Consider the following 25090-nt stretch of genomic DNA (forward strand, 5'->3'; position numbering starts at 1 on the left):
CTTAGATATTAGAATTTATTATGTCACAAAGAGCTTTTAACTGAGTATCTTCCATTCCAAGTATTTGATTTATGGATCTTTCTAATTCATAATCCACTGCGACGCCATCACCGTCAAATAATTCTCCAGTACTTTGATAAGATATCATTCTTGACCATCTAATTTCCAATTCGGTCAAAGGCAGTCGATAAGCTTGACTCATGCCGCTAGAACCATCTGCTTTAACTCCAGCAAGATGTATATTGGGATAACCTTTAAAAGAGCTGGCAAAGACACTTGCCGCACTTGCTGATTTCTCATTTTGCAATATGTATATTGGCTTATTGAAATGATATTTTTCAGCCGAGTTATCATTTCTTAGTACCATATAAAAATAGTCCGTGAATTTATTCTCATCCAATTCAATTGATGGACGAAAATTTTTCATAAATTTCGAGATAGCATCTTTGGCTTCCTTGTTATGTTCCTCATACGATTTTATATTCCTAATCTCTAATCGTTTTCTTTCAGAATCGGTAATCTTATCTCGAAAGCGCACTAAATTGGCAACGTGATATTCGTTTTTTTCTAAAAAATAGTTGGCAAAAAAGAAAAGTAATTCTCTTTGCCCTCCTGAATTATTTCTGATATCCAGTATAAGGGCATTCGCATTTCTATTTTTCTCCATGGCCTTAGAAAGCCAGTCGAAATATTCTTCATTTTTTCGGCGTCCAAACATCTCGGGTATTCTTATATATCCAATATTATTGGACAGTGTTGATGCCATCAACTTCAATGATTTTGGATTTTCAATATCATAATGCGCATCACATACATCACGCCATTTTCTGTTATGTCTTGACAAAGGAAGTTGCAATGTAGTATCGCTCTTTTCATCCCAAGAAGAAAAAGTAAACCTTAGGGTATCACCATAAGCGATTGACGGAGCTACACTATAGAATCTATACAACCGACTTACACCACGTGCCAATCTCGAACGTGTTGGAGCATATTTATCTTTTAAATTGTACTCGTATATATACTTTTTTACTTCAATGTCATTTATACTTTTTAAAAATGGAAAACCATTTAAGACAAAAGAGTATAAAGAATCATCCTTCATACTGGATAAAGCAAGGATTTTATCTTCTTTCCAAGGGGCTATGGAAAATGGCAAATAAAACTTATCTGGTCTGCAGTCTCCAATATATTTTGCCCGAGAATGCCTATCTCCTAATTCCCCAAGAACATTTGTGACAGCTATTTCTATCTCCTTCTTAGTAATAGATTCTTTCTTTTGCAAAAAAGAATCTAGTTTTGCGAAGGCCTTATCAAATCTTCGATACCTCACATTGACATAAGCAGATTTTTTCTCTGCAATTTTTCTGAGATTATTGAGCTCTTCCGCAGCTTGGCTTCCCGAAATGGAGCAATTTACCCGTGTACCCAACATTGATCCGAACAGACAAATAGCGGACAGTAAACTAATAGTCAGTATAATTACCGTTTTAGACATAGACAATATATTTTTGACAATTTCATTCAGAATTTGGATATCCAAATCTGTCTTTTATAATTATTCCTTCAGGTTCAACATTTCTATATACACTATACAGTCTATCTTCAATTGAAATATTTGATTTGATTTTTTCTTTTCTCATCAAATCGGCCAAATCTTCTCCGGAATATATCTTCTTGTCAGGATAACTGGGAATCCTAATATCTAGAAAAACCAAATCATAGATTAACTTTTTTCTTCGAATACCTTTTGGTAAGCCTCTTTGGAGTTATGAGCAATATCAACGAAATATTTGCTGCTTTTTTTTGATTAAAATTCAACTCCAGTAAACCTTTAATTACTTCACAGAAAAAAGGATTATCATCTACTACCAAAACATTTGTCAATTTCAATACTTATTAAATGAGAATTTTTACATTTATAAGTAATACGGAGCAAATATTAAAAACCCTAGTATTTTGTTGATTTGAATTCAATATTTGATAGAGAATTGTCAAATTCATAAATAAAAATGAATACAATCATAGGCGGGAATTGTCCTATAATTACATTCGGGTATAGAAAGAGTATAGCCGAATTTTAATGCATTAAAGGCTCGTATAAAGCTCTTAAAAAGATATAAGGTTTCCGTTTTGCTCTCTCAGTTTTGCAAGTGAGAAGTATTCCGAAAAGGTTCATTTAATCCTCAAAAGTTGGAAATCCATTAAGGAAAAAGTTGAACTACATGAATCAAATGCGAATAAACCTTTTTTCTATAAAGTATTGAATAATGGATTAAAAGAATGGAAATAAGTTTAAACCATCCTACCGTCCAATAGATTAATGACTCGGGACCCGTATGCGGCATTTTTCTCCGAATGGGTCACCTGAATAATGGTCACCCCATCTTCTTCATTCAACCTTTTGAACAGTTGCATGATTTCTTCACTCTGTTGCGAGTTGAGGTTTCCAGTAGGCTCATCGGCCAAAATCAATTTTGGGTTCGCGATCAAGGCCCTGGCCACACCGACCAATTGCTGTTGTCCCCCACTTAATTGGGCAGGAAAAAGGTCTTTTTTGCCAACAATGTTAAATCGATCCAACATATCGGCTACCATGGCCTTTCTTTCGGAGCCCTTGAATTTTTTATAGAGCAGGGGCATTTCCAGGTTTTCATACACTTTTAAATCATCCAATAGATGGTAGGACTGAAATACAAAACCGATGTATTCCTTATAAAGGTTGGAGCGATGTTTTTCCTTTAATGTGTGCACGGATTCATCCAAAAAATGGTACTCGCCTTCATCAAAGGTATCCAGCATACCAATGACGTTGAGCAAGGTGGATTTTCCAGAACCGGAAGGCCCCATCACGGAAATGAATTCCCCTTCTTCTACTTGAAGGTTAATGTCCTTTAACAAAAAGATACGTTGGCCACCGGAGTTGACCCATTTAAAGATGTTTTTGAGTTGTAAAAGCATACTATTGTTTTTTGAGTTTTGTTTATTCTTCTCTTAGTCTTTTTAAAGGGTTGTCATGGGCAGCAGTTATTGTTTGCGACAAAATGGTTCCAAAACCGGTTGCGAACATGATGCCCATCCCCAAAACAATGATCCATGGACTGAAACTGACCTTATAGGCAAAGGCTTCCAACCAAAGCGTATTTACGAAATAACTTAGGGGCCCCGTAACCAAAACAGCAATTAAGAACAAGGGCAAAAAACCTTTGGATAAAAGAAATGTAATGTTTTTTGTTTTTGCTCCATGTACTTTTCGGATGCCTATCTCCTTCCTTTTTGATTCCGCTGTAAAGGCCGCTATTCCCAAAAGGCCAAGGGTTGATATGGTAATCGTTAAAAAGGAGATAAACCCTAAGATGTAAATGATATCGGAAAAGATGGCATTGGTGGCTTTAAGCTCATCTTCGTAAATATGGTATTTGAACGAATGAACCTTATCCAAACTTTTCCATTGCCGTTCCATAAACGAAATGACGGATCCCGTATTCGAAGTCGGCGTATGGCGTACGTTCACATAGGCAAATTTATCCGGCAAGTATCTCAAAAGCAAGGGATCTTTGGGGTCTGCCTCGGTCAACAGGTCGAATATGAAATTGGACGTTAGCCCAATTACGGTTAAAGCGGTTCGTTCTTCCCCTATACGAATGGTTTCCCCTACCACGGTTTCCGGTACCGTATAACCCAACAACTGCGCTGCGGCCTCATTCACAATTACAAATTCCTCATTGTGCTTTGGCATTTCAGCAGAAAAATTTGTCCCGGCTTTGAGCTGTATTTTTAGATTTGGAATGAAGTTTTGATCTACGGCAATAAAGTGTGATGTCAAATCGCTTTCCCCTTTGGCACCATTGTTTTCAATGAGCACACTTCCGCTATAACCACCTGTTCCGGGAACAAAGGAACAGGCAGAAATCCCTTGAATGGACGGATTTTGAATCAGTTCATTGGTCAGGGTTTCATAATCCATACCCTGAAGTTTAAGGTTGATCACATTGCTTTGGTCAAAACCATATTCTTTCTCCGTGAGATAGTTTAGCTGTGAAAAGATTAAAAGTGTGGTAATGATAAAAAAGAGGGAGGCGCAGAATTGTAGTACAACCAATCCCTTTCCAAGATGTATGCGTTTGCCTTTTCCAAGGGTCATGCCCGTGGTATTGTGAAGGGTCTTTATGGGCGAAAAAGAAGATAAAAAGGAAGCTGGAAACACTCCTGCCATCCCGCCAACTATAACACTGAACAAAACGAATACCAAAAAGAGGGCAATGTCAAACCTAAAATCCAAAATCAAGAATTGGTTTATCCATAAATCCAAAAATACCTTGGTCAATACTTGAAGCAGTCCAATAGCGATCAGCAATGAGAGTAATCCAACAAGTATGGATTCCAGTATAAACTGTAGGAATACCTGATGCCGGGAAGCACCCATGGTTTTTCTAACCCCAATTTCCTTGGAGCGTGTCAGCGAACGGGCAAAAGAAAGATTTACATAGTTAAAACAGGCAGAAAATAGTACAATCAACCCTAAAAAGGAAAGCACGTAGATGATTTCAATGGGGATTCGTAAACTCATGGGGTTTTGATGAAAGGTGCTCACATTGATCTGGGAGAGTTTTTCAGAAGCAAACCTAATATTGACATCCTCAAGAGTGCTATACTTTTCTAAGGTTACATCATTTAGAATGGGTTCCAAAGCCCTTTCGGAAACACCTTCTTTCAACAACAGATAGAGGTAAGCATCAAAATAATTTTCCCAATTATCAAAAGTAGCATTGCTTTTTCCTTGTTTTACCAGAGAGGATATGGTGGACATGGAGACCAAAAAATCAAATTGGATATGTGAGGGTAGTGTGTTGTCCGTGATGCCGGTGACCACAAAATCGCCCAATACGGTTTCTTTGTTTTCCGTGGGAATCAAATCAATGCCCATGGTATTCAAACCAACATCATTGAGTTTAATCGACTTGCCAATTGGATTGGCTTCCCCAAACAGTTTAACGGCCGATTTTTTGGTAAGGACAATGGAGAACGGTTCCTTCAATACCGTTTTCGCGTCCCCTGAAACCAGATTAAAGTCGAAAACAGTAAAAAAACGGTCGTCCACGTAACGTCCGGCCAAAGGAATCCTATGGTCACCATATACTACGTCCCCGCCCACAAAGCTTGATCTTATCTGTACCACATCTTCTATTACATGGGGATAGTTTTCGGAAAGCATTTTACCTAAGGGCAATGGTGTTGAGGCGAAAGAACGGTTTTCCTCAACACTTAAAACCCGGACGATCCTGTCCTGCTTTTCATGGAAGCCATCCACCTTTTTTTGGCTGTATATCAGGAGGATGATCAACAAACAGGTTGCCATACTCACCGATAGCCCTAAAACGTTGATGACCGAAAACAATTTATGTTTCAAAAGATTTCGAAAGGCAACCTTTATGTAGTTTTTTAGCATTTTTTAGTGTTTTTGTTATTCGTCCCGTAATACCTCCACGGGATTTACAATGGCGGCTTTAAAACTTTGCCAGCTCACCGTTGCCAAGGCAATCAAGAGTGCAGCAGCCCCCGCCAAAGCAAAAACCCACCAACTAAGAGTTGTTTTATGGGCAAAACCTTCAAGCCATTGACTCATGGCGAACCATGAAATGGGGATGGCAATAAGAAAGGCCAACCCAATCCATTTTACAAAATCCTTGTTGAGAAGGGCAAGAATTTGGGCAATGGTGGCACCGTTCACCTTGCGTATTCCAATTTCTTTTGTTCTGCGTGCCATGGTGTTGGAAGCCAAAGCAAACAAGCCCATACAGGAAAGCATAATGGCCAATAGGGAAAACCATGTGATCAGGGTATTTACACGTTCATATTCTTCATAATAAATGTTCAGTTTTTCATCGGTAAAAAAATAGATCAAAGGGGCATCCGGAAATAGCACGTTCCATTTTTCCCGCAAAAGGGCGATAGCCTGTGATGTAGCTCCCTTTTCCGATCGAATGGTGAGATAATCCCAATCCATTAGATTTTCCATGTCCGCAAAAAAATGGGCCAATGGCTCGGTTGCGCGCTGTACACCCTGATAGCTAAAATCATCAATGGCCCCAATCACACGATATTGCGTTCCGCCTTTCCTCCCTTCGACCAGGATTTGGCCTTCGGCGTTGGAAAAACCCAATTGGTCCATGGCAGTTTTGTTCAGGACCACCGTGTTTTTTAAGCTGGTTGGATCTTTATCAAACCCGTGCCCACTTAATAAATCAATTCCCAGCGTTTTAAAATAATCCTTGCCAACGTATGATTTCCGCAGCGCAATATCCGGCAAAATACTTTCACCAATTGGATAAAAAGTATTGTAGTTTTCATCATAATCCCCGGGGACACTCCCTGTAAAATTAACGGAGGAGATGAAAGGGCTATCCAATAGTTCCTTGGAAATCACATCAAGTTTTCTAGAGGCGACCTCACTATCCTTATGCTTCCAAAAATCGGTTTGGGCAACAATGACATTCTCGTTATCAAACTTCGGGTTTTTGCCGATCATAAAATCGATTTGCCTCCTTACGGTAATGGTTCCGGAAATCAAAACAATTGCGATTACAAATTGTACAATGACTGAGGAGTGTTTGGCAAAACCGGATTTGTTTGTCGCTGTGATTTTCCCCTGGAGGTTCTCGATCAATTTGCTTCTTGACCACAGCACGGAAGGCACTATACCGGAAAATAGTCCCGTAAAAATCCAAAGGCCAAGAAGTAGCGCGCCCAAAAAATAGGGGTTTAGGGATTGAAATGCCAACTCCATACCAAAGAGGGAATTGAAGGTAGGAAGTAAAATTGCGTTAAAAAGGATCAGACCAAGAAGTAACGCCATAAATCCCGTAGCAAGGGACTCGACCATAATTTGTTTTACAATGTGCTTTTTTAAGGCACCATGTACCTTTTTGACACCAATTTCACGAGTTCTTGACAGCGCATTCACTATGGTTAAATTGATAAAATTTACAAGGGCTATACTGAGAATACCCACAGCGATGATGGCCAAAATTATGATCAAGGTTTGGTTGGATTCCTTGGCAGCATGGTATTCGGAAAAAGGGATTAAATCTATTTTAGTGTTGTTTTTCCCTGCCGGAAGGAAGTTCGCCTTAACAATATTGTCCAGCTTATTCCCAATTTGGGACGGACGCACACCATCTTGAAGCACCACATAGGTCTCTGAAAAAGTATTGTACCAATCATGGACGTCTTTGATCCAGGGCGAGATGGTCCCGCCGGTTTCATAAGAAGTTACAATGTCAAATGTTACGGAGGAGTTCCCAGGAATATCAACAACCCCGGTAATGGTAAAAAAAACATCGTCAAAACCTACTTGCAATTGCTTGCCCAAAGCTGAGGTAGTGCCAAAATATTTGGAGGCGAAGGGAGCACTGATGACCGCGCTGTATTTTTCCTCAAGAACACCATTGGCCCCGCCCTCCTTAAAGGGAAAACTAAAAACGGAAAAGAATCCCTTATCCACATAAAAAACATTCTCTAAAAATGCATTGTCACCATAACTTAAACGGTGACCATCCCAATCAAAAATTCGGGTTCCATTGACAATTTCTGGAATTTCTTGCTGCATTTGTGGTAACAGAAGCCCTTTTGTGGCGGTGCTTGTTCCCTCTTCATACACTTCTTGGATCCTATAGATATTGGAAAGGTTTGTGTTAAAGTGATTGTAGGTCAAATCATTGTACACGTAGATGACCAAGACCAGGAAGGAGGCTATCCCCACGCTAAGTCCAATAACATTGATACAAAAGGTGCCTTTATTGCGGTTACTATTCCTAAAGAAGAGTTTTAGATTGTGTTTCAACATGGTTCTGACTTTTTAATGGTTACTCTGTCCTTAAGCTTTCCACTGGGTTTTGGGCGGCCGCCTTAAAACTTTGCCAGCTTACGGTCACAAGGGCGATGACCAATGCCAGAAATCCGGATAGGGCAAAAACCCACCAACTCATACTTGTTTTGTAGGCAAAACCATTCAACCATTGATTCATGGCATACCATGAAACGGGTATGGCCATGACAAATGCAAAACCGATCCATTTTACAAAATCCGTATTCAGTAAAGCAAGGATCTGGGGTATTGTCGCACCATTTACTTTTCGTACCCCGATTTCCTTTTTTCGCCGTACAACGGTATAGGACGTAAGTCCAAAAAGGCCCATGGATGCAATTAAAATGGACAAAACCGTAAAAATCTGGAATGCGGTGCCAAAGGTTTTGTCATCCTTGTACTGTGCTTCAAAGTTTTGGTCGAGAAACGTATAATTAAAAGTGCTTTCCGGAAATATTTTCTTCCAGGCACCCTCAATTTGGACCATGGCCTGTTCCATACCACCGGAAGCCATCGCCTTCTGATTTAGTTTTACAAGGATGTTGTTGGAACTGGGAGCGTATCGTAAAATTATGGGTTCAATACCCGTTTTTAATCCAAAATGGTGATAGTCCTTAAGTATCCCGGCGATGGTCCAATCCTGTTCCCAAAATCGTACGGTTTTTCCAATGGCCTCATCCATCTCGGATATGCCCATGTATTGCACAAATTTTTCATTCATGACAATTTCATTGCTGTAACCGCGTGAGGTTTCTTTAAAGGGCCCTCCCGCTACAAAGGTGAAATCCATTAATTCAAAAAAGGTAGGGCTAACGGAGTAATTATAGGTAATCCTTTTTTCATCCCTTGTTCCGTTAGGGAAGGTGATTCCGGCACTGGAACCCAGGTCTTCGTACCTGCCTCCTGGAAAGGTGTTTGCCGTTGCCGTTTTTTCCACAAAGGGAATGTTACGCAATTCATCCTTGAAGGCCCTTATCCCCTGCACAAGAGTGGAATCGGAATCCAATCCCAAATTAAGTACTTGCCAATGTAGGGCGACCACTTGTTCCAAATCGGCACCAATGGGCCGGTCTTTTAAGAACAAGATTTGTTTATTGACCATGAGGGTCCCCACCAGTAGGATAATGGTGGCGAAGAACTGTCCAACAATAAGTCCTTTTCGCACCTTAAGGCCAACGGGGGAGGTATTGACCTTTCCCTTTAAGGTATTGGCAGGGGTATACCTACTCAAAATAAAGGCAGGGTATAGTCCCGAAACCAGGGAACCTAAGCATACAAGACCAAAAATGGGGAGCATTTGGTCAATATTGGAAATTCCCAAGGACAAATCCTTGCCAATAAAAGTATTGAAGGAAGGCAACGCTATAAAAACAATGCCAATGGCCAGCAGTACGGCTATGCCGTTCAATAAAAAGGACTCCAACAAGGATTGAAATACAATTTGGGGCTTTTGGGCACCGGCGACTTTTCGGACTCCGGTCTCTTTGGCCCGTTCGAGCGATTTGGCCGTCGAAAGATTGATATAGTTCAACCAGGAGAGGACAATGATGATTACCCCGATTACAAATAAAAACCGCACTCTTTGGATACTCCCATTGGCCTCCGCCTCATAGGGTTTATTGGAGTATAGGTGGATATCTTCCAAAGGTTCAATGTTATGCCGCTCGTAGGGTAATGCCTCAATCTTGAAATCCTTTATTTTTTGTTGCAGCAGTGTCGTATTGGTATTGGGATCGATGCTGAAATAGGTGTAATATATATTTTGAGTCCATGTCCGTTCCCAATCCCCCTCAAAGACCTCCCAGGCACGAAAGGTGCTAAAGGAAATTAAAAAATCATTCTTTATATGGGTATTTCGATGGTTTTCCTTAAGAATTCCGGTCACGGTAAAAATTGGACTGTAACTATCCATAAGTTTTAGGGATTTGCCCATTGGGTTTTCGGAACCAAAAACTTTTTGGGCCAAGGCTTCCGTAAGTACTATGGAGTAAGGTTCCTCCAAGGCAGTAGCAACATTGCCGTGTTTTAACTGGGAATGGAAGATTTTGAAATAGGAGGGATCGGCCAAAGACCCTTTGGTGTGTTCAAAAACCTGATTTCCACGGAGCAGTAAGCCCCCAGTTATATAGCGGAACCGCAGAAAATCCTTGATTTCAGGAAACTCATCCTTTAAGGTGGGTCCCGTAACGATATAGGTATTGGCGTCACCAGCAACCCATTTACCCCCCTCCTGATAGTCCATATAGGCCCGATATACATTTTCGGAGCCTTCAAAGGTATCATAGCTATTTTCATGGTCCACATAGAGCATAATCAATACAAAGGAGGCCACACCTATGGAAAGGCCAAGAATATTGATCAGGGAGTATAGCTTGTTTTTGAAAAGGTATCTCGTGGCGATTTTTAAAAAAAGCGTATACATGGGTTGTGTTTTGAAATTGGGTTACACCTTCGGTGTATTAGTGTAGTTCGATTTTCATGCCAAAACACAAGAACCTGATATACAGCTACATGTGACTAATCGCACCATTGCTAGTGTAAAATTATTTTACAGATTCTGTATAATATATTTACACTGGGCCATTGAAGGGAAGGACTTGAAACCCATACTTCCTTTTTGGTCCGATAATTGCCCGCAACTACCTATCCCAATGCTACTTTAAGAATGCACCCCCGTTTTTGATGGATTACTCCGCCCGCAAACTCTTCACGGGATTTACCACGGCGGCCCTAATGCTTTGATAGCCCACCGTAAGAACGGCAATGGCTATGGCCAAAAATGCGGCCAGGAGCAACATCCACCATTGAACTTCGATGCGGTAGGAAAAGTCTTGAAGCCATTTGTCCATGGCGTACCACCCAATAGGCAGGGAAATAACAATTGCCCAGCCCACCATTTTCAAGAAATCCGTGGTCAATCGATATGATATTTGACTTATACCGGCCCCCAAAACTTTGCGTATTCCAATTTCTTTGGTCCTTCTTTGGGCATTAAAAGTGGCCAATCCAAAGAGTCCCAAACAGGCAATGAGTATGGAAAGGACAGTAAAAACGGAAAATATTTGTCCCAATCGTTGCTCCGCATCGTAACTGTCGTTAAAGGAGTCATCCAAAAAGTAATAGTTGAAAGGTTGTCCAGGAGCTATGGTATTCCAGATTCCCTCAATGGCAGACACTGTTGCGGTAACATCTTGGGTTCCCATTTTTATGGCCAGGGATCCAGGGAACCTTCCAATGCCCAAACAGAGGGCCTCAATATTCTTCCGCATGGAATCATAGTGGAAATTCCTGACTACCCCAATAATGGTCTGGTAGGTAATATCTTCCTCACTCGCCCCCAAATCCGATGAAATGCGTAGTCCAATAGCATTTTCCGCACTCACGTTCAGTGTTTTGAGTGTGGCCTCGTTAATGATTACGGCACTGGAATCCGTCGGAATACGAACATCAAAATCCCTGCCTGCAATCAGTTCCAGGCCCAAGGTAGAAAGGTAATCATGGTCTACCCTCCAGTTTTCCATGTTTATGGCATCCTCCTGGTTGTTGGCGCCCTCTTTAAAGAAGGTTTGACCCGTTCTTGCGGAAGGAGTAGGCAAAAAACTACTGAGGGTGGCACTTTGTACCTGCCCCAAACGTAGGACCTCACGCTTTAAGGACTGTTCTTGGCCGTTTGCATTGTTTATATCCTCCAATACCAGGATTTGTGCTTTGTCATAGCCCAGTTCCTTACTTTGGATAAAGTTCAATTGCTGATAAACCACTACGGTGGCCACAATTAAAAGGATGGATATGGCAAACTGAAAAACAACGAGCGAGTTGCGTACTTTACTTCCACCGACATCGGAAAGCCCGCTCCCCTTCAATACCTTGACCGGAATAAATCTGGACATAAAAAATGCAGGATAGGTTCCCGATAGGACACCCACCACTAAGGTGGCACCTATTAAAATGGCCCAGAACATAGGGTTTTGAAAAGGAATGGAAATGGCCTTGTCCGCCAAGTCATTGAATAGGGGCAACACCAAAAAAGCAACACCCACGGCAAGTAGTAGGGAAAGAAAGCAGATGAATCCGGATTCTGTAAGGAACTGGCGGACCAAATCGGATTTGTCGGAACCCAAGGTCTTGCGTACCCCAACCTCTTTGGCCCGTTTCAAGGAATAGGCCGTGGAAAGGTTCATGAAGTTGACAACGGCCAGAACTACAAGGAAAATGGCGACAAACGAAAGGATATAGATGTTTTGTATGCTTCCATTGGCGCTGAGTTCGGTTTTCATATTGGACTGCAAATGAATATCCGTAAGGGGCATGGCGCTGTAATTGATAAAATTTCCGGAGGCCCGGAATGAAGCTTCGGTCATACCGGGATAATAATCCTGTATCCACGGAATCAAATAACGCCCGAGCAAAGAGTCCAAACCTTCTTGAAAGGCGGCCATATCTGCGCTGGGCACCATTTTCACAAAAGTGTAATAGTTAAGACTGCCCCAATGACCGATTTGTGCAAATTGAAAACTGGGCATGGAAATAAAGACGGTATGGTCCCGTAGGAGGGAATTCTTGGGCATGTCCTCCATAACACCGGTTACCCTAAAGGTCCCTAGATTATTGAGTACCATTTCCTGGCCAACGGCGTTGTTTACCCCAAAATGCTTTTCGGCCGCCGTTCGGGTGAGTACCAATGTATTGGGTTCTGTCAATGCTGTAGTTACATCTCCGTCCAAAAACGCAAGCCCAAACATTTTAAAGAAGGTAGAATCCACAAAGGCACTGTTCAGTTCCTTTACATTGCTGGTTACATTTGCCTTTCTGATCAACACACTCCCTTGGTCCCTAATACGTATTGCCAGTTCCACTTGGGGATAGTCCCGCATCAGGGTTTCTGCCATGGGTTCGGGTGATTCGCCAAGCTGCTCCGGCAGACCACCGAATTTCACATCCGCATTAATTCGATAAATGCGGTCCGAATCCGCAAACATTTTGTCGTAGCTCAGTTCATCATGGATGTAAAGGGCAATAAGCAAGGCCCCTGCCATACCAATGGCCAGACCAAACGTATTGAGAAAGGTAAAAAAGGGCTGCTTTTTCAAGCTTCTCCAAGCGATTTTTAAATGGTTTTTAAACATGATTGTTCGTTTTTTTGGCCCTTAGACCATGCTATGGGCAGATTGATGATTTATTCCGTTCGTAAACTTTCCACTGGGTTGGTTATGGCCGCTTTTATCGATTTAAAACCAACGGTCAACAGTGCTATTGCAATTACCAAAATTCCCGCAAATCCGAAGACCCGCCAGGGCATATCGATTCGATATTCGTAGCTGGTAAGCCATTTATCCATAAAATACCAAGCAACAGGACAACCAATGACAATGCCCAAGACCACCGATCTCAGAAAATCCTTCACCAAAAGACGGGTAATCTTACTGGCCGAAGCACCGAGTACTTTTCGTATTCCGATTTCCTTTTCCCTTTGTTGGGCCGAAAAGATGACCAGGCCGAATAGCCCTAAACATGAAATGAATATCGCCATCAGTGAAAAGTATTGGGAGAGCTTATAGAAGATGGTTTCACTTTTGTACATGGCATTGTACCACGCATCGGTAAAGACATAATCGAAGGGAACTTCTGGAAGTGTTTCGGTATACAACTTTTCCAGAGCTTCTACCGTTTCAATCGTATTTGTAGGACTGATCCGTGCCAAAACGGCTCCCCTGTTCAAATATTCCCCATTGCGAATAACCAATGGGGGAATCGCGGTTTTTACCGTATTTATTGGAAAATCCTTCATTACCCCAACAATGGTACCTTCCCTGCCCCACATGGTCAAGGGTTGGCCTATGGGGTCTTCAAGCCCCATTATTCCCAGGGCGGTCTCATTGATGATATAGCCTGAATTATCGGCCATACTTTGATCGGAAAAATCGGTGCCCATAAGCATTTCCGTGCCCCAAGCTTTGGCAAAATCGGACCCAACATCCATACTCATGAATATGGTTGGGTCATTGTCGGGTTTACCCGCCCATTGTACATCATCAAAGCCATTTGAAAACTGCATTGGTCCTACATTGGAAATCGACATATGCTCCACTCCGGGAAGTTGTAAAGCCCTTTCCTTTAGGCCTGAAAAAGTGCGTGTGGAATCCCCTTGAAATGCAAAAACAAAAACATTGTGACGGTCAAAACCGAGTCTTTCATTCTGTATATAATCGATTTGACGCGATGTAATCAGCATTCCCGAAATCAGGATGATGGTCAGGGCAAATTGAAAAACGACCAAGCCCTTCCGAATCCATTGCGAACCGGCATTGGCGTTTTTGTTGTTTTTGAATAGATAGATCGCTTTAAAGGAAGACAGTACAAATGCAGGATAACTACCCGAAACAATTCCGGTCAAAAGGGAAATCCCCAAAATACCCAACCAGGATAAAGGAGGGAGGCTGGAAAGACTTAAATCCTTTCCCAAAAGCGCATTGAATGTTGGCATTGCCAATGCTATCAATACGAGTGATAAAATTGTACTAACGAAGGAGAGTAAAAGCGCTTCCCCTAAAAATTGAAATATCAAACTTCCTTTTTTGGCCCCCAAGTGTTTCCGAATGCCCACTTCCTTGGCTCGTTTCAAGGAACCGGCGGAAGCCAGGTTCATAAAGTTGATGCAGGCAATCAGCAAAATGAAGAAAGCTATAAAACCAAAGATGCGGACATTATCAATACGACCACCTGAAATGATACCGTTCTTAAAATTGTTGTTCAGATAGCTCTCCCCAAAAGGCTGTAGCCCCAGTTCCACTGTAAAATTGTCATCTTCTTCGGCCCTGTAGGGTGTTAGAAAATCCTTGATTTTGGCATGTACGGCCGCAACGTTCGATTTTTCCTTGAGCATTATAAAAGTCGCTGGGCCACTATTGGTAATATCGGGTGCCCATCCGTTTTCCTGCAGGAAAATATCCCAATGCAGGAAAAAATCACTTTTTTTGGAAGTGTCGGGGCTGGCATCCCTAAGCACAGCGGATACGTTCAACGGGCGGCTATTGTCATAGGAAATCGATTTACCAATGGCATTTTCGGGACTTCCAAAAAAAAGCCGTGCCATTTCTTCCGATATAGCGATGTTATCCGGGGAATCTAGTACGGAGGCTACCGTACCTTCCAAGAAGTGGTACGAAAACATATCAAAATAATCCTCACCTACAAAAAACCCTTCTTGCTTAAAGACGTTACCATTGTAGGCAAACGTTTTGGCGCCTTTCCAACTCATTGGGGAAGCTTTCTCAATTTCAGGAATTTTATTTTTTAACTCCCTATGAAGCACCGCCGGAGTAAAATACCCTGCATCTACCCTACCTTCGAAAATCTGCTTTTGGTAAACGGAATACAATCGATCTATGTTTTCATGGTAGTTATCCATGGTGAGTTCATTGCCTATCCATAGATATATGAGGAGGCTGCATAGAAGGCCAGTGGCCAGACCTGTAATGTTCAATAAGGAAAAGACCTTGTTTTTTACAATATTCCTCCAGGCGATTTTCAAATGGTTTTTAAACATAATCGTTCGTTTTTTGGGGTTATTCTCTTTGTAAAACCTCTATGGGGTTGGTAGTAGCGGCCTTAAAGCTTTGCCAACCAACGGTTAGTAAGGCAATGGCCATGGTGCTAATTCCGGCAAAGGCAAATACCCACCAGCCAATATTGGTCTTATAGGCAAAGCCCTCCAACCATTTGTCCATGGCCCACCATCCAATGGGAATGGCGATAACTACGGCCACAAGAACAAGTTTTAAAAAACCGGAGGTGAGTAGGTTTACAATTCCTGCCACGGAGGAGCCCAACACCTTGCGTATACCAATTTCACTGAGCCGCTGGGTAGCGGTAAAGGCCGTTATCCCCAGCAACCCCAAACAGGCAATGATAATCGCAATGATGGAGAAATATTGGAACAACGTACTTAAGAGATACTCCCTTTGGTACAGTCGGTCAAAAGCATCGTTCAGGAAGAAGTACTCAAAAGGCCTATCGGGGGCAAATTCCTTAAAATTCGCCTCAACCGAAGCTATGGCAGAAGGAACGTCCGATTTGGACACTTGAATCAGAACATTGTCTATAAAATAACTTCTTGGGGAAACGGTAAGAAGTAAGGGCTGGATTTTGTCATGCAGTGACTGCATATGAAAATCTTTGACTATACCGATTAAACGGCCTTCTTTGGAACCTGATGATCCTACCCCAACCATGGATAATTTCACGTTCTGGAGATCATCGATACCAAATTTTGCTGCGGCCGCTTCATTCATGACAAAGGCCATTGTGGAATCGGTTCCGCGTTCAATGGAAAAACCACGGCCCTTTACCATGGTCATGTCCAGCGTGTTTACGATGTTTTCATCAACCAGAAGGGTATTTGCATGGGCTTTGGTCACCAATCCATTGTTGTTGATTGACGTTTCAAAATCATAAAAGCCCTTTTCCCAAGGCAAATTGGAAATTGCGGAAACCGATTGGATTTCAGGGGATTGTAGTAATTTTTCCTTAAAGGCATCAAATCTATTCTGAATGGTCCCATCCCGCACGGGAACCACAAGGATCTGATCTTGCTGAATACCCAAATTCTTATTTTTTATGTAATGCATTTGGGATTGCATAATGACCGTGGCAATGATCAAAGTGACCGCAACGACAAACTGCAATACCAGTAAGGAGGATTGGACGGAAGCGGATTTTTTTCCTTTGAACATGGACGATCCCCTACTTTTCAAAAAGGCGATCAACCGAAATCTGGAAATGATGATCAAAGGGATAAACGAGATGAAAATACCAATGAGCAACAATAATCCCACCAAATAAAAAATGACCCCGCTGGAAAAGACCGAAGATAAGAGTAGCTGCGTTTTCATCAGGGAATTGAACCAAGGAAGGATGAGTGTGCCATATAGCAATGCCAAGATCAACGAGATAAAAAGAAAAGAAAGGCTTTCCAGCAGCAATTGTTTCCATATGCCACTGTTATTGGCGCCCAAAACTTTTTGGATGCCCAGAGATTTTAAATGCAGCACTATTTTGGTGAGAAACAGGTTTACAAAATTAAAGGCGGCCACAAAGAGTATGACGACCCCAACACCTATAAATAGAAAAAGAACATTTCGGTTAATGGTGGGCTGTAACTCATTTTCCAGACTGGAGAAATGGATTGAGGTAAAATCCTGGATAGCATGTGTTCTTGTATCTGCTATGTTTTCCGGGATGAACTCTTTTTCAATGTTTTGGATATACTGTACCGTCTCATTTAGATTAACCTTGGAGTTAAGTTGCACAAAACTATATACCGGGGGATAGTGCCATGTGCTATTGGGATTGGCTATCCAGGGTCCCCAGAGATCCTCTGCAGCGGCCATGGGAACGATAAAATCAAATTTTAGGCTCGATTGATCGATGGGATCCTTAAATACCCCTGCTACTTTAAACACGAAACTTTTTTCCACTCTTAGCAATTGGCCCAAGGCCTCTTTTTCACCAAAATATTTTTTCGCCATACTTTCGGTGATCAATATATTGTCAGGAGCAGCTAAAGCGGATGCCCTATCTCCCTGGACCAGGGGAAAGGAAAAGACATCCAAAAAAGAAGGGTCTGCATAAAAGAAATTGGCCTCTTGGAAAATGGTTATGCCCTCGTCATCGCTTATGCTGACATTCTGTGGTAACATACGGACGGTTTCCACTATGGAGGACAACTTGGTTTCCAGTAGTGGGGCATAGGCCAAGAAGGAATTGGCATAATTTCTGGTAATGCCATCTTCGGTAGTTTCATGGGTGGTAATCCTATAAATCTTATCTACATCCTTATGGAAGGTGTCGTATGACAATTCATTATCAACAAAAAAAAAAATGATCAAACAACAGGCAATGGCCATGGAAAGCCCAAAGAGATTGATAAGGGTATTCATCCGGTCCCTTTTGGCCCGGCGCAAAATGGTTTTGAAATAATTCTTGAGCATTACTGTTTTTTAAAGGTTTATTCTGTCCGTAAACTTTTCACCGGATTTTGTTTTGCAGCCTTAATGGCTTGAAAACTAACCGTGAATACTGTTATTCCCATGGCTCCCAACATGGCCAGTGCGAAGATCCACCACTTTAGGACAACCCGATAGGAATACTCCTGTAACCACCCGCTCATGAGGTAGTAGGCAATGGGCACGGCGATAAAACAGGAGAGGATCACCAACTTTAGAAAGTCCTTGGAAAGCATGTTCCATACGTTGAGAACAGAGGCCCCCAATACTTTGCGAACACCAATTTCCTTGGTACGTTGCTCGGCAACAAAAGAGGTCAGGCCCAATAACCCCAAACAGCTGATCAAGATGGCCAATGCCGTAAAGATTCCCGAAAGGGTTCCGATGCGCTGTTCGGCCTTGAACTTTTTGGCATATTCCTGGTCCACAAAATCGTACTGAAAGGGAATGGCCGGAAAATGTTTGTTGAACACACCTTCAATGGTAGTGAGGCTTTCCTCAACACTTTGGTTTGGATTGAGCCGTAGATAATAGTAATTGACAATTCCAAGCCGGTTGTAAACATATATCCCTTGTAGAACGGGTTCATAAGGTGAGCGGGAAACCACATCTTCTATGACCCCAATAATCTTAAGTGGTGGTCCAGGGTTTTCTATGGCACTGTCCTTTAGTAGTTTCCCAACAGGGTCTTTCAATCCCATATAGCTTACCGCAGATTCGTTGATAAGTACCCCTAATGAGTCAGATGCCCTATCCCTGGAAAAGTCCCTGCCTTGAACAATATTCAGTTTCAGGGTTTTGGCATATTCAGGGGATATTGCGGTCCAGGCCAAGCTTTCCTGGAAGTCGGAGGGTTTTCCTTCCCAGTCAAAACCACTTTGCACAGACCAGATATCAGTTATGGGAGCAGAAGCAGTGGCCATGGAGGTGACCGCCCCTGAGTTAATGAACTCCTCACGCATTAAATCGGTTTTTTCAACAAAGTCGGCGCTGAAAGCAGGTATTTGGATGAGGCCTTCCCTATCATATCCGATGGGACGGTTTTGTGCATGGTTGATCTGTTGAAAGACAATCACGGTGCCAATAATAAACACCACGGAAACCGTGAACTGTAACACCACTAAAGCCCTTCTGGGCAAACTGGCATATTTACCCGCCTTAAAGGTCCCTTTTAAAACACTCACGGGATTAAAGGACGATAAGTACAGGGCAGGATAACTACCTGCCAAAAGGGTCGTGAACAGGATAAACAGAAAAGAAGCGATCCAGAACCGGAATTCGCCCCACGGAAATGCCATTTGTTTTTGGGCAATTTGGTTAAAACCGTTAAGGGAAAGATTAATGATGATCATGGCCAATACAAAGGCGAACAAGGTCACCAAAAAGGATTCGATCAAAAATTGGGAAATCAATTGGGGCCGTTGTGAACCTATGGACTTGCGAATGCCCACTTCCAATGCCCGTTTTTCAGACCGGGCCGTGCTCAAGTTCATGAAATTGATACAGGCCAAAAGGAGCACAAACGCTCCAATGATCCCAAAAAGCCATACGTAGGTAATACGGCCACCTACCTGCTGACCTTGCTCAAAGTTGCTCTTCAGGTGCCAATCGTTCATGGGCAACAAAAAAAGCTTTGGGTCGAATTCCGCCAGATCTTCATCGGCGTCCTTAACAATAGTAGCAATGGAGTTTGTAACGGCCTGCATGGTAGTGTTGTCCGCGATTTGTACAAAAAGCTGAAAGGAGTTCCTGCCCCAGATGTCAAGACTGGACCGGACCCATTCATTGGTGCTGGCATAGTGTCCCCAGGGCATTAGAAAATTGAGCTCTCTAAATGAAGTAGTAAAGGGAAGGTCTTCATAAACGGCAGTAACCATCATGTCATGGGTATTGTCCACGTTGATTACTTTTCCAATGGGGTTTTCCTTACCAAAAAGCGCATCTGCAGTAGATGCATTGAGCATTATGGAATTGATTTCATCCAGGGCATCCCTTTCTCCCTTGATGATGTTAAGATTTAGGAGTTCGGGAGCCCCGGATTCCATGAAGTTACCGTTGCGGGCAATTTTGTTCCCTTCATATTCCAGGAATTGTTGCATGGTCCACGATGATATGACCACATGCTCAAAATTATCACCATAATCCCGTCGCAGCGCCTGCTCCAGGGGAAGGGGTGTAAACGCGTTGGTACTGGTGTTCCCATTCTGGGTTATGGATCGATACACCTGGGCAATTCTATCCTTATGGATGAAATAATCGTTCTGTGAAAATTCGTCCTCGATCCAAAGGCCTATTAGGACGGCCAAGGCCATTCCTAAAGCCAGCCCCCCAATATTTATGATGGTAAACCCTTTGTTTTTGAACAAATTTCGAAAAGCAATTTTCAAATGGTTTTTAAACATGACCCCTCTTTTTTTTGGTTACTCCGTACGCAAACTTTTTACAGGGTTTTGCTTTGCGGCCCTAATGGCCTGAAAACTGACCGTAAGTACCGTGATTCCCATAGCGCCCAACATGGCCAGGGCAAATATCCACCACTTAAGAATCACCCGATAGGGATATTCCTGTAGCCAACCGTTCATCACATAATACGCAATGGGTACGGCGATAAAACAAGAGATGATCACCAATTTTAGAAAGTCCTTGGAAAGCATGTTCCAAACATTGAACACGGTAGCGCCCAGTACTTTTCGTACCCCAATTTCCTTGGTTCGCTGTTCCGCTACAAAAGAGGTCAGCCCAAACAATCCCAGACAGCTGATCAAAATGGCCAAGGCCGTAAATATTCCGGAAAGGCTTCCAACACGCTCTTCGGCTGCGAATTTTTGACCATATTCCTCATCCACAAATTCGTATTCAAAAGGAATATCCGGGAAATGTTGTTTGAACACCCGTTCAATCACGGCTATGTTTTGCCCAGCACTTTGTTTGGGGTTAAGCCTTAAATTGTAATAGCTGAAATTGTTGAACCTATCATAGACATAGATTCCTTGTTTGACCGGCTCATACGGGGATTGGGCAATCATATCCTCAACCACACCAATGATTTTTAGGGGAGGGTCAGGGTCATCGCCATCATCTTTGAGCAACACCCCTATTGGATTTTGCAAACCCAAGTATTTTTTAGCGGTTTCGTTGATCAAAACCCCCAGGGAGTCAGAGGCAAAGTCCCTTGAAAAATCCCTTCCTTCCAGAATTTTGAGGTTCAGGGTTTTGGCATAATCAACGGAAACCTCGGTCCAGGCCAGATCTTCTTGAAAACCATCTGGCTTGCCTTCCCAGGTAAAACCACTTCTGTTGGACCATATTCGTGTCGTGGGACTGCTTGATGTGGCCATTTGGACCACAGCACCCGATTTTATGAACTCACTTCGCATCAACTCCGTTTTGTCCTCAAAATCCTGTGCAAAAGTCGGCACTTGGATCAGGCCTTCCTTATCATAACCTATGGGCCTATTTTTGGCGTGGTTGATCTGTTGCATTACGATAAACGTTCCTATGATGAAGGCCACGGAAACCGTAAACTGTAAAACAACCAATATTTTCCTGGGTAACCCGGCATATCGCCCCGCTTTAAAAGTTCCCTTTAATACGTCCACAGGCCTAAAGGAGGACAAATAGAGCGCAGGGTAGCTTCCAGCCAAAAGGGCGGTAAAAAGAATAAAAACCAAGGAAACCAACCAAAAATTTGAGCTGCTCCATGGAAAGGTGATTTCCTTTCGCGCGAGTTCATTGAATCCATTTAGGGACAGCAATACAATAGCTATGGCAATGACATACGCAAAAAGGACAACCAAGAAGGATTCACTAAGGAACTGATAGATCAACTGCCCTTTTTGGGAACCAATGGATTTACGGATACCTACCTCCTTGGCCCTTTTCTCGGAACGTGCAGTGCTGAGGTTCATAAAGTTGATACAGGCCAGGATCAAAACAAAAGTCCCAATAATTCCAAATAGCCAAACATAACGGATACGGCCACCCGTTTGAACCCCATCTTCAAAGTTGCCCCGCAGATACCAATCTTCCATGGGGAGAAGAAATATTCTTGGGTTGTATTGGACAACATCTTCATCCGCATTCTTTTTTACATCAATAATGGTGTTGGTTACCCGTTCAAATGTGGTGTTGTCCGCTATTTGCACAAACATTTGAAAAGAGTTGTTCTGCCAGTTGTCCTGGGAGTTCTGGATCCATTCCGCATTGGCCACATAGTGTTCCCAGGGAATGATATAGTCCGTATCATTAAAGGAGTTGTTGTAAGGAATATCCTTGTAAACGGCCGTTACCATGAGATCATACTGATTGCTGATCTTTAATATCTTACCAATGGGTTCGCCATCTCCAAAAAATGCCTGGGCCAAAGACTCGGAGATCATAATGGAATTGATTTGTTGCAATCCCTTTTCGTCCCCTTTAACAATTTCCAGGTTCAGCAATTCCGGACCATTGGGCTGCATATAATTTCCAGTCCGCGAAAGGCTCTTTTCTTCGTATTTTACATATTTGGTCTGTGTCCAGGAACACATCATAATTTGCTTGAAGTTATCCCCAAAACCTTCCCTTAGGGTAGGTTCCAAGGGCTGGGGAATGGCCGGGCCGGTACTTGTCCTACCATTAAATGTTTGGGATTGAAAGATTTGGGCAATCTTGTCCTTGTTCTTAAAATAGCGGTTATAGGTGAGCTCGTCGTTCATCCATAGGCCAATGATCAAGGTAACGGCCATACCCAAAGCAAGCCCCCCGATATTAATGGCCGAATACCCTTTATTCTTTAAAAGGTTCCTCCAGGCAATTTTCAAATAGTTTTTAAACATGATTTTTCGTTTTTTGATTATTCTGTGCGCAAACTTTCCACTGGGTTTTTTATGGCAACTTTTATGGTTTGATAGCTAATGGTGAACAGTGTAAGTGCCAATACCGTCACTATTGAAATGGCAAAGTACCACCAGTGTATTTCGGTTCTATAGGTATATCCCTGTAACCATTGCTCCATAAAGTACCAGGCAATGGGTATGGCTATGATACCGGCAATGAGGATCAATTTGAGGAAATCCATTGAAAACAGGGTAAGAATGTCCGTGATATCGCTGCCCAGGACTTTTCTAATACCCACTTCTTTTTTTCGCTGCCCCACAAAGAACAATATGAGTCCATACAGCCCCATACACCCTATAAAAATGGCCAGACCGGAAAATACCTTGGACAGGGACAGGTAGCGTTGTTCGGTCTCGTACTGTGCGGCTACCCGCTCATCCAAAAAGCGATAGTCGAAAATGTGGTTGGAAAAGGTTTGTGACCATTCCCTTTCCAGTTGCTCCAACGTGGCCTTGGTATTTAGATGGTTGATTTTAACACCCAACTCATTGTACCAGATTACATTTGGCGCAATGAATACGGGTTTTATTTCATCGGTAAAGCTGCTATCGTGAAAATCCTTTACCACTCCTACAATAGCGGCTTCAATACGTTCTCCGTTCACAGCCAGGGTTTTGCCCAATAGTTCCTCCGCTGAAGCCACTCCTACTTTTTCCAGAAACTTTTCATTGACAAGCATTTCGGTAATGGAGTCGTTTTTAAAGAAGTTACGTCCAGCGGCCAGCGGGATGTTGAATGCGTTCAAGTAGTCTTCATCACCCGCCTTTATCGAAATACTGAAATCTTCCCGTTCTGGGCGATTGTTGTATTTAACCGTGGTGTCCCAAAAGTTGTTCGACCCTCCAGGACTGGTCAAACAGCCCGAAACCTTTTGCACCCCAACGACCTGTTTCAACCGTTCCTTAAGGTCATAAAACTGTTCGGAGTCCATGGTTTCGGGGACTTCGAGCATCACAATGGACTCTTTATCAAAGCCTAAATCCGTCTTGGTGGCATATTCTATTTGTCTTGAAATTACCATGGTGGCCACAATCAGGGAGATGGAGATGACAAACTGTGTCACCACCAAAACTTTTCGTGTCCTGGCACCTCCCGTATCGTTATGGTTAAGCTTCCCCTTAAGGGCCAAAATGGGCACTATTTTGGATAACAATAGGCCTGGATAGCTCCCGGACAAGAAGGAAACCAATAAAAGCAAGGCGAGCAAAAAGCCAAAAAACCGAAGGCTAACAAGGTTGTCCAGGGTCAATTGTATTTCAAAGAGTGCGTTGAACGCTGGTAAAAAGAGAATGGCCATGATGATACCCAATACTGCGGCGAACAGACTAATAAGGAAGGTCTCGCTCAAAAACTGCCAAAACAATTGCTTCTTAAAACTGCCCAACACTTTGCGGATACCTATTTCCTTGGATCGGTAAAAGGCTTGGGCCGTAGATATATTTATAAAATTGATACAGGCAATAGCGATCAAAAACAGCCCTATAATACCAAAAACGATCAAGAATACCGGATCCAGGCCCCCATACTCATAATTAAGGTGAATTTCCGACAATGGTTGCAGCTTATAGATATGCTTGTTCTTGCTAGTTGCCCTATGCTCTTTGGGAAGCTCCTCCAGAGCAGTCTCAATACCGGCGATGTCCTGATTGGGTTTTAAGCGCACAAAACACTGTAGGTTGGTAGTGATGCCCCCCCAACTTTCGCTGTGGGCAAATGCGGAATATTCCCTAAGGTTCTCAAAGGCAATGAAGATATCTGCATTCAGGAAAGAGGTGTGGGGGATGTCTTTTAAAACCCCGGTGATTTCTATGGTCTCGTTATTTTCCAAGACAAAGGTCCTACCCACGACTTCGGCACTTCCATAAAGCTCAAGTGCTTCACTTTCAGTGATCACTGCGGTATTGGGCGCGGATAGGGAAATGGCATTGCTACCGTTCAACAGCGGAAAATTGAAGATTTTGAAAAAATCCTCCTCGGCAAACATCACATCTCTTTTGTATTTGTTGACCGTCCCGTTTTGTTCAACATCGAGAACCAAACCTTCCCTATCCACTATTTTGGCCACTTTTTCGGCATACGCATAGTTTTCTCGAAATACTTTTGCAAAAGCCGGGGGAACACTGGCGGAATAGCCAATATTGTCCATATGCTCTTCGGTGGCCATCCTGTAGATACGATCTTGGTCGGGATGAAAATTATCAAAGGATAAGTGGTAGCCCAAAAAAAGATAGATCAATATGGCACTTCCAAAACCAATGGCAAGACCTAAAATATTAATGGTGGTGAAAACCTTTCTTTTAAGTAGGTTTCTCCAGGCGATTTTTATATAGTTTCTGATCATGAT

11 protein-coding genes are annotated in these 25090 nt (G+C 42.6%); all 11 read right to left on the reverse strand.

What is annotated here, in order from left to right; translation table 11 throughout:
• Position 1: 1 nt before the first annotated feature.
• The 11 genes from L0P88_RS10945 to L0P88_RS10995 all read right to left on the reverse strand — a co-directional run bounded on the left by L0P88_RS10945 (position 2) and on the right by L0P88_RS10995 (position 25087).
• Positions 2–1495, reverse strand: coding sequence for a S41 family peptidase (locus L0P88_RS10945; RefSeq protein WP_247134609.1), 1494 nt, complete (start codon positions 1493–1495; stop codon positions 2–4).
• A 797-nt stretch (positions 1496–2292) separates the two neighbouring features.
• Positions 2293–2958: an ABC transporter ATP-binding protein gene (locus L0P88_RS10950; RefSeq protein WP_247134610.1), complete on the reverse strand. Its 666-nt coding sequence runs from the start codon at positions 2956–2958 to the stop codon at positions 2293–2295.
• 22 nt (positions 2959–2980) lie between these two features.
• Positions 2981–5446 (reverse strand): ABC transporter permease, encoded by a 2466-nt coding sequence (locus L0P88_RS10955; protein ID WP_247134611.1) that lies wholly within the window; start codon positions 5444–5446, stop codon positions 2981–2983.
• 15 nt (positions 5447–5461) lie between these two features.
• Positions 5462–7843, reverse strand: a complete 2382-nt coding sequence (locus tag L0P88_RS10960; protein WP_247134612.1) for an ABC transporter permease — start codon at positions 7841–7843, stop codon at positions 5462–5464.
• Between the two features lie 19 nt (positions 7844–7862).
• Positions 7863–10286: an ABC transporter permease gene (locus tag L0P88_RS10965; protein WP_247134613.1), complete on the reverse strand. Its 2424-nt coding sequence runs from the start codon at positions 10284–10286 to the stop codon at positions 7863–7865.
• 265 nt (positions 10287–10551) lie between these two features.
• The gene (locus L0P88_RS10970) at positions 10552–12990 is read right to left on the reverse strand and encodes an ABC transporter permease (protein WP_247134614.1); all 2439 of its coding nucleotides are present in this window, start codon (positions 12988–12990) and stop codon (positions 10552–10554) included.
• A 50-nt stretch (positions 12991–13040) separates the two neighbouring features.
• Positions 13041–15410: an ABC transporter permease gene (locus L0P88_RS10975; protein ID WP_247134615.1), complete on the reverse strand. Its 2370-nt coding sequence runs from the start codon at positions 15408–15410 to the stop codon at positions 13041–13043.
• A gap of 19 nt (positions 15411–15429) precedes the next feature.
• Positions 15430–17853, reverse strand: coding sequence for an ABC transporter permease (locus L0P88_RS10980; protein ID WP_247134616.1), 2424 nt, complete (start codon positions 17851–17853; stop codon positions 15430–15432).
• Between the two features lie 17 nt (positions 17854–17870).
• Positions 17871–20270, reverse strand: coding sequence for an ABC transporter permease (locus L0P88_RS10985; RefSeq protein ID WP_247134617.1), 2400 nt, complete (start codon positions 20268–20270; stop codon positions 17871–17873).
• 18 nt (positions 20271–20288) lie between these two features.
• The gene (locus L0P88_RS10990) at positions 20289–22685 is read right to left on the reverse strand and encodes an ABC transporter permease (RefSeq protein WP_247134618.1); all 2397 of its coding nucleotides are present in this window, start codon (positions 22683–22685) and stop codon (positions 20289–20291) included.
• 17 nt (positions 22686–22702) lie between these two features.
• Entirely contained in the window at positions 22703–25087 is a 2385-nt protein-coding gene (locus L0P88_RS10995) for an ABC transporter permease (protein WP_247134619.1), read from the reverse strand.
• Positions 25088–25090: the final 3 nt, after the last annotated feature.

The organism is Muricauda sp. SCSIO 64092 (genome assembly GCF_023016285.1).
In the GTDB taxonomy this organism is placed as follows: Bacteria; Bacteroidota; Bacteroidia; order Flavobacteriales; family Flavobacteriaceae; genus Croceivirga.

Coding starts and splice junctions, on each gene's coding strand:
- L0P88_RS10945 (WP_247134609.1), bottom strand. CDS start 1,495: ATGTCTAAAACGGTAATTATACTGACTATTAGTTTACTGTCCGCTATT.
- L0P88_RS10950 (WP_247134610.1), bottom strand. CDS start 2,958: ATGCTTTTACAACTCAAAAACATCTTTAAATGGGTCAACTCCGGTGGC.
- L0P88_RS10955 (WP_247134611.1), bottom strand. CDS start 5,446: ATGCTAAAAAACTACATAAAGGTTGCCTTTCGAAATCTTTTGAAACAT.
- L0P88_RS10960 (WP_247134612.1), bottom strand. CDS start 7,843: ATGTTGAAACACAATCTAAAACTCTTCTTTAGGAATAGTAACCGCAAT.
- L0P88_RS10965 (WP_247134613.1), bottom strand. CDS start 10,286: ATGTATACGCTTTTTTTAAAAATCGCCACGAGATACCTTTTCAAAAAC.
- L0P88_RS10970 (WP_247134614.1), bottom strand. CDS start 12,990: ATGTTTAAAAACCATTTAAAAATCGCTTGGAGAAGCTTGAAAAAGCAG.
- L0P88_RS10975 (WP_247134615.1), bottom strand. CDS start 15,410: ATGTTTAAAAACCATTTGAAAATCGCCTGGAGGAATATTGTAAAAAAC.
- L0P88_RS10980 (WP_247134616.1), bottom strand. CDS start 17,853: ATGCTCAAGAATTATTTCAAAACCATTTTGCGCCGGGCCAAAAGGGAC.
- L0P88_RS10985 (WP_247134617.1), bottom strand. CDS start 20,270: ATGTTTAAAAACCATTTGAAAATTGCTTTTCGAAATTTGTTCAAAAAC.
- L0P88_RS10990 (WP_247134618.1), bottom strand. CDS start 22,685: ATGTTTAAAAACTATTTGAAAATTGCCTGGAGGAACCTTTTAAAGAAT.
- L0P88_RS10995 (WP_247134619.1), bottom strand. CDS start 25,087: ATGATCAGAAACTATATAAAAATCGCCTGGAGAAACCTACTTAAAAGA.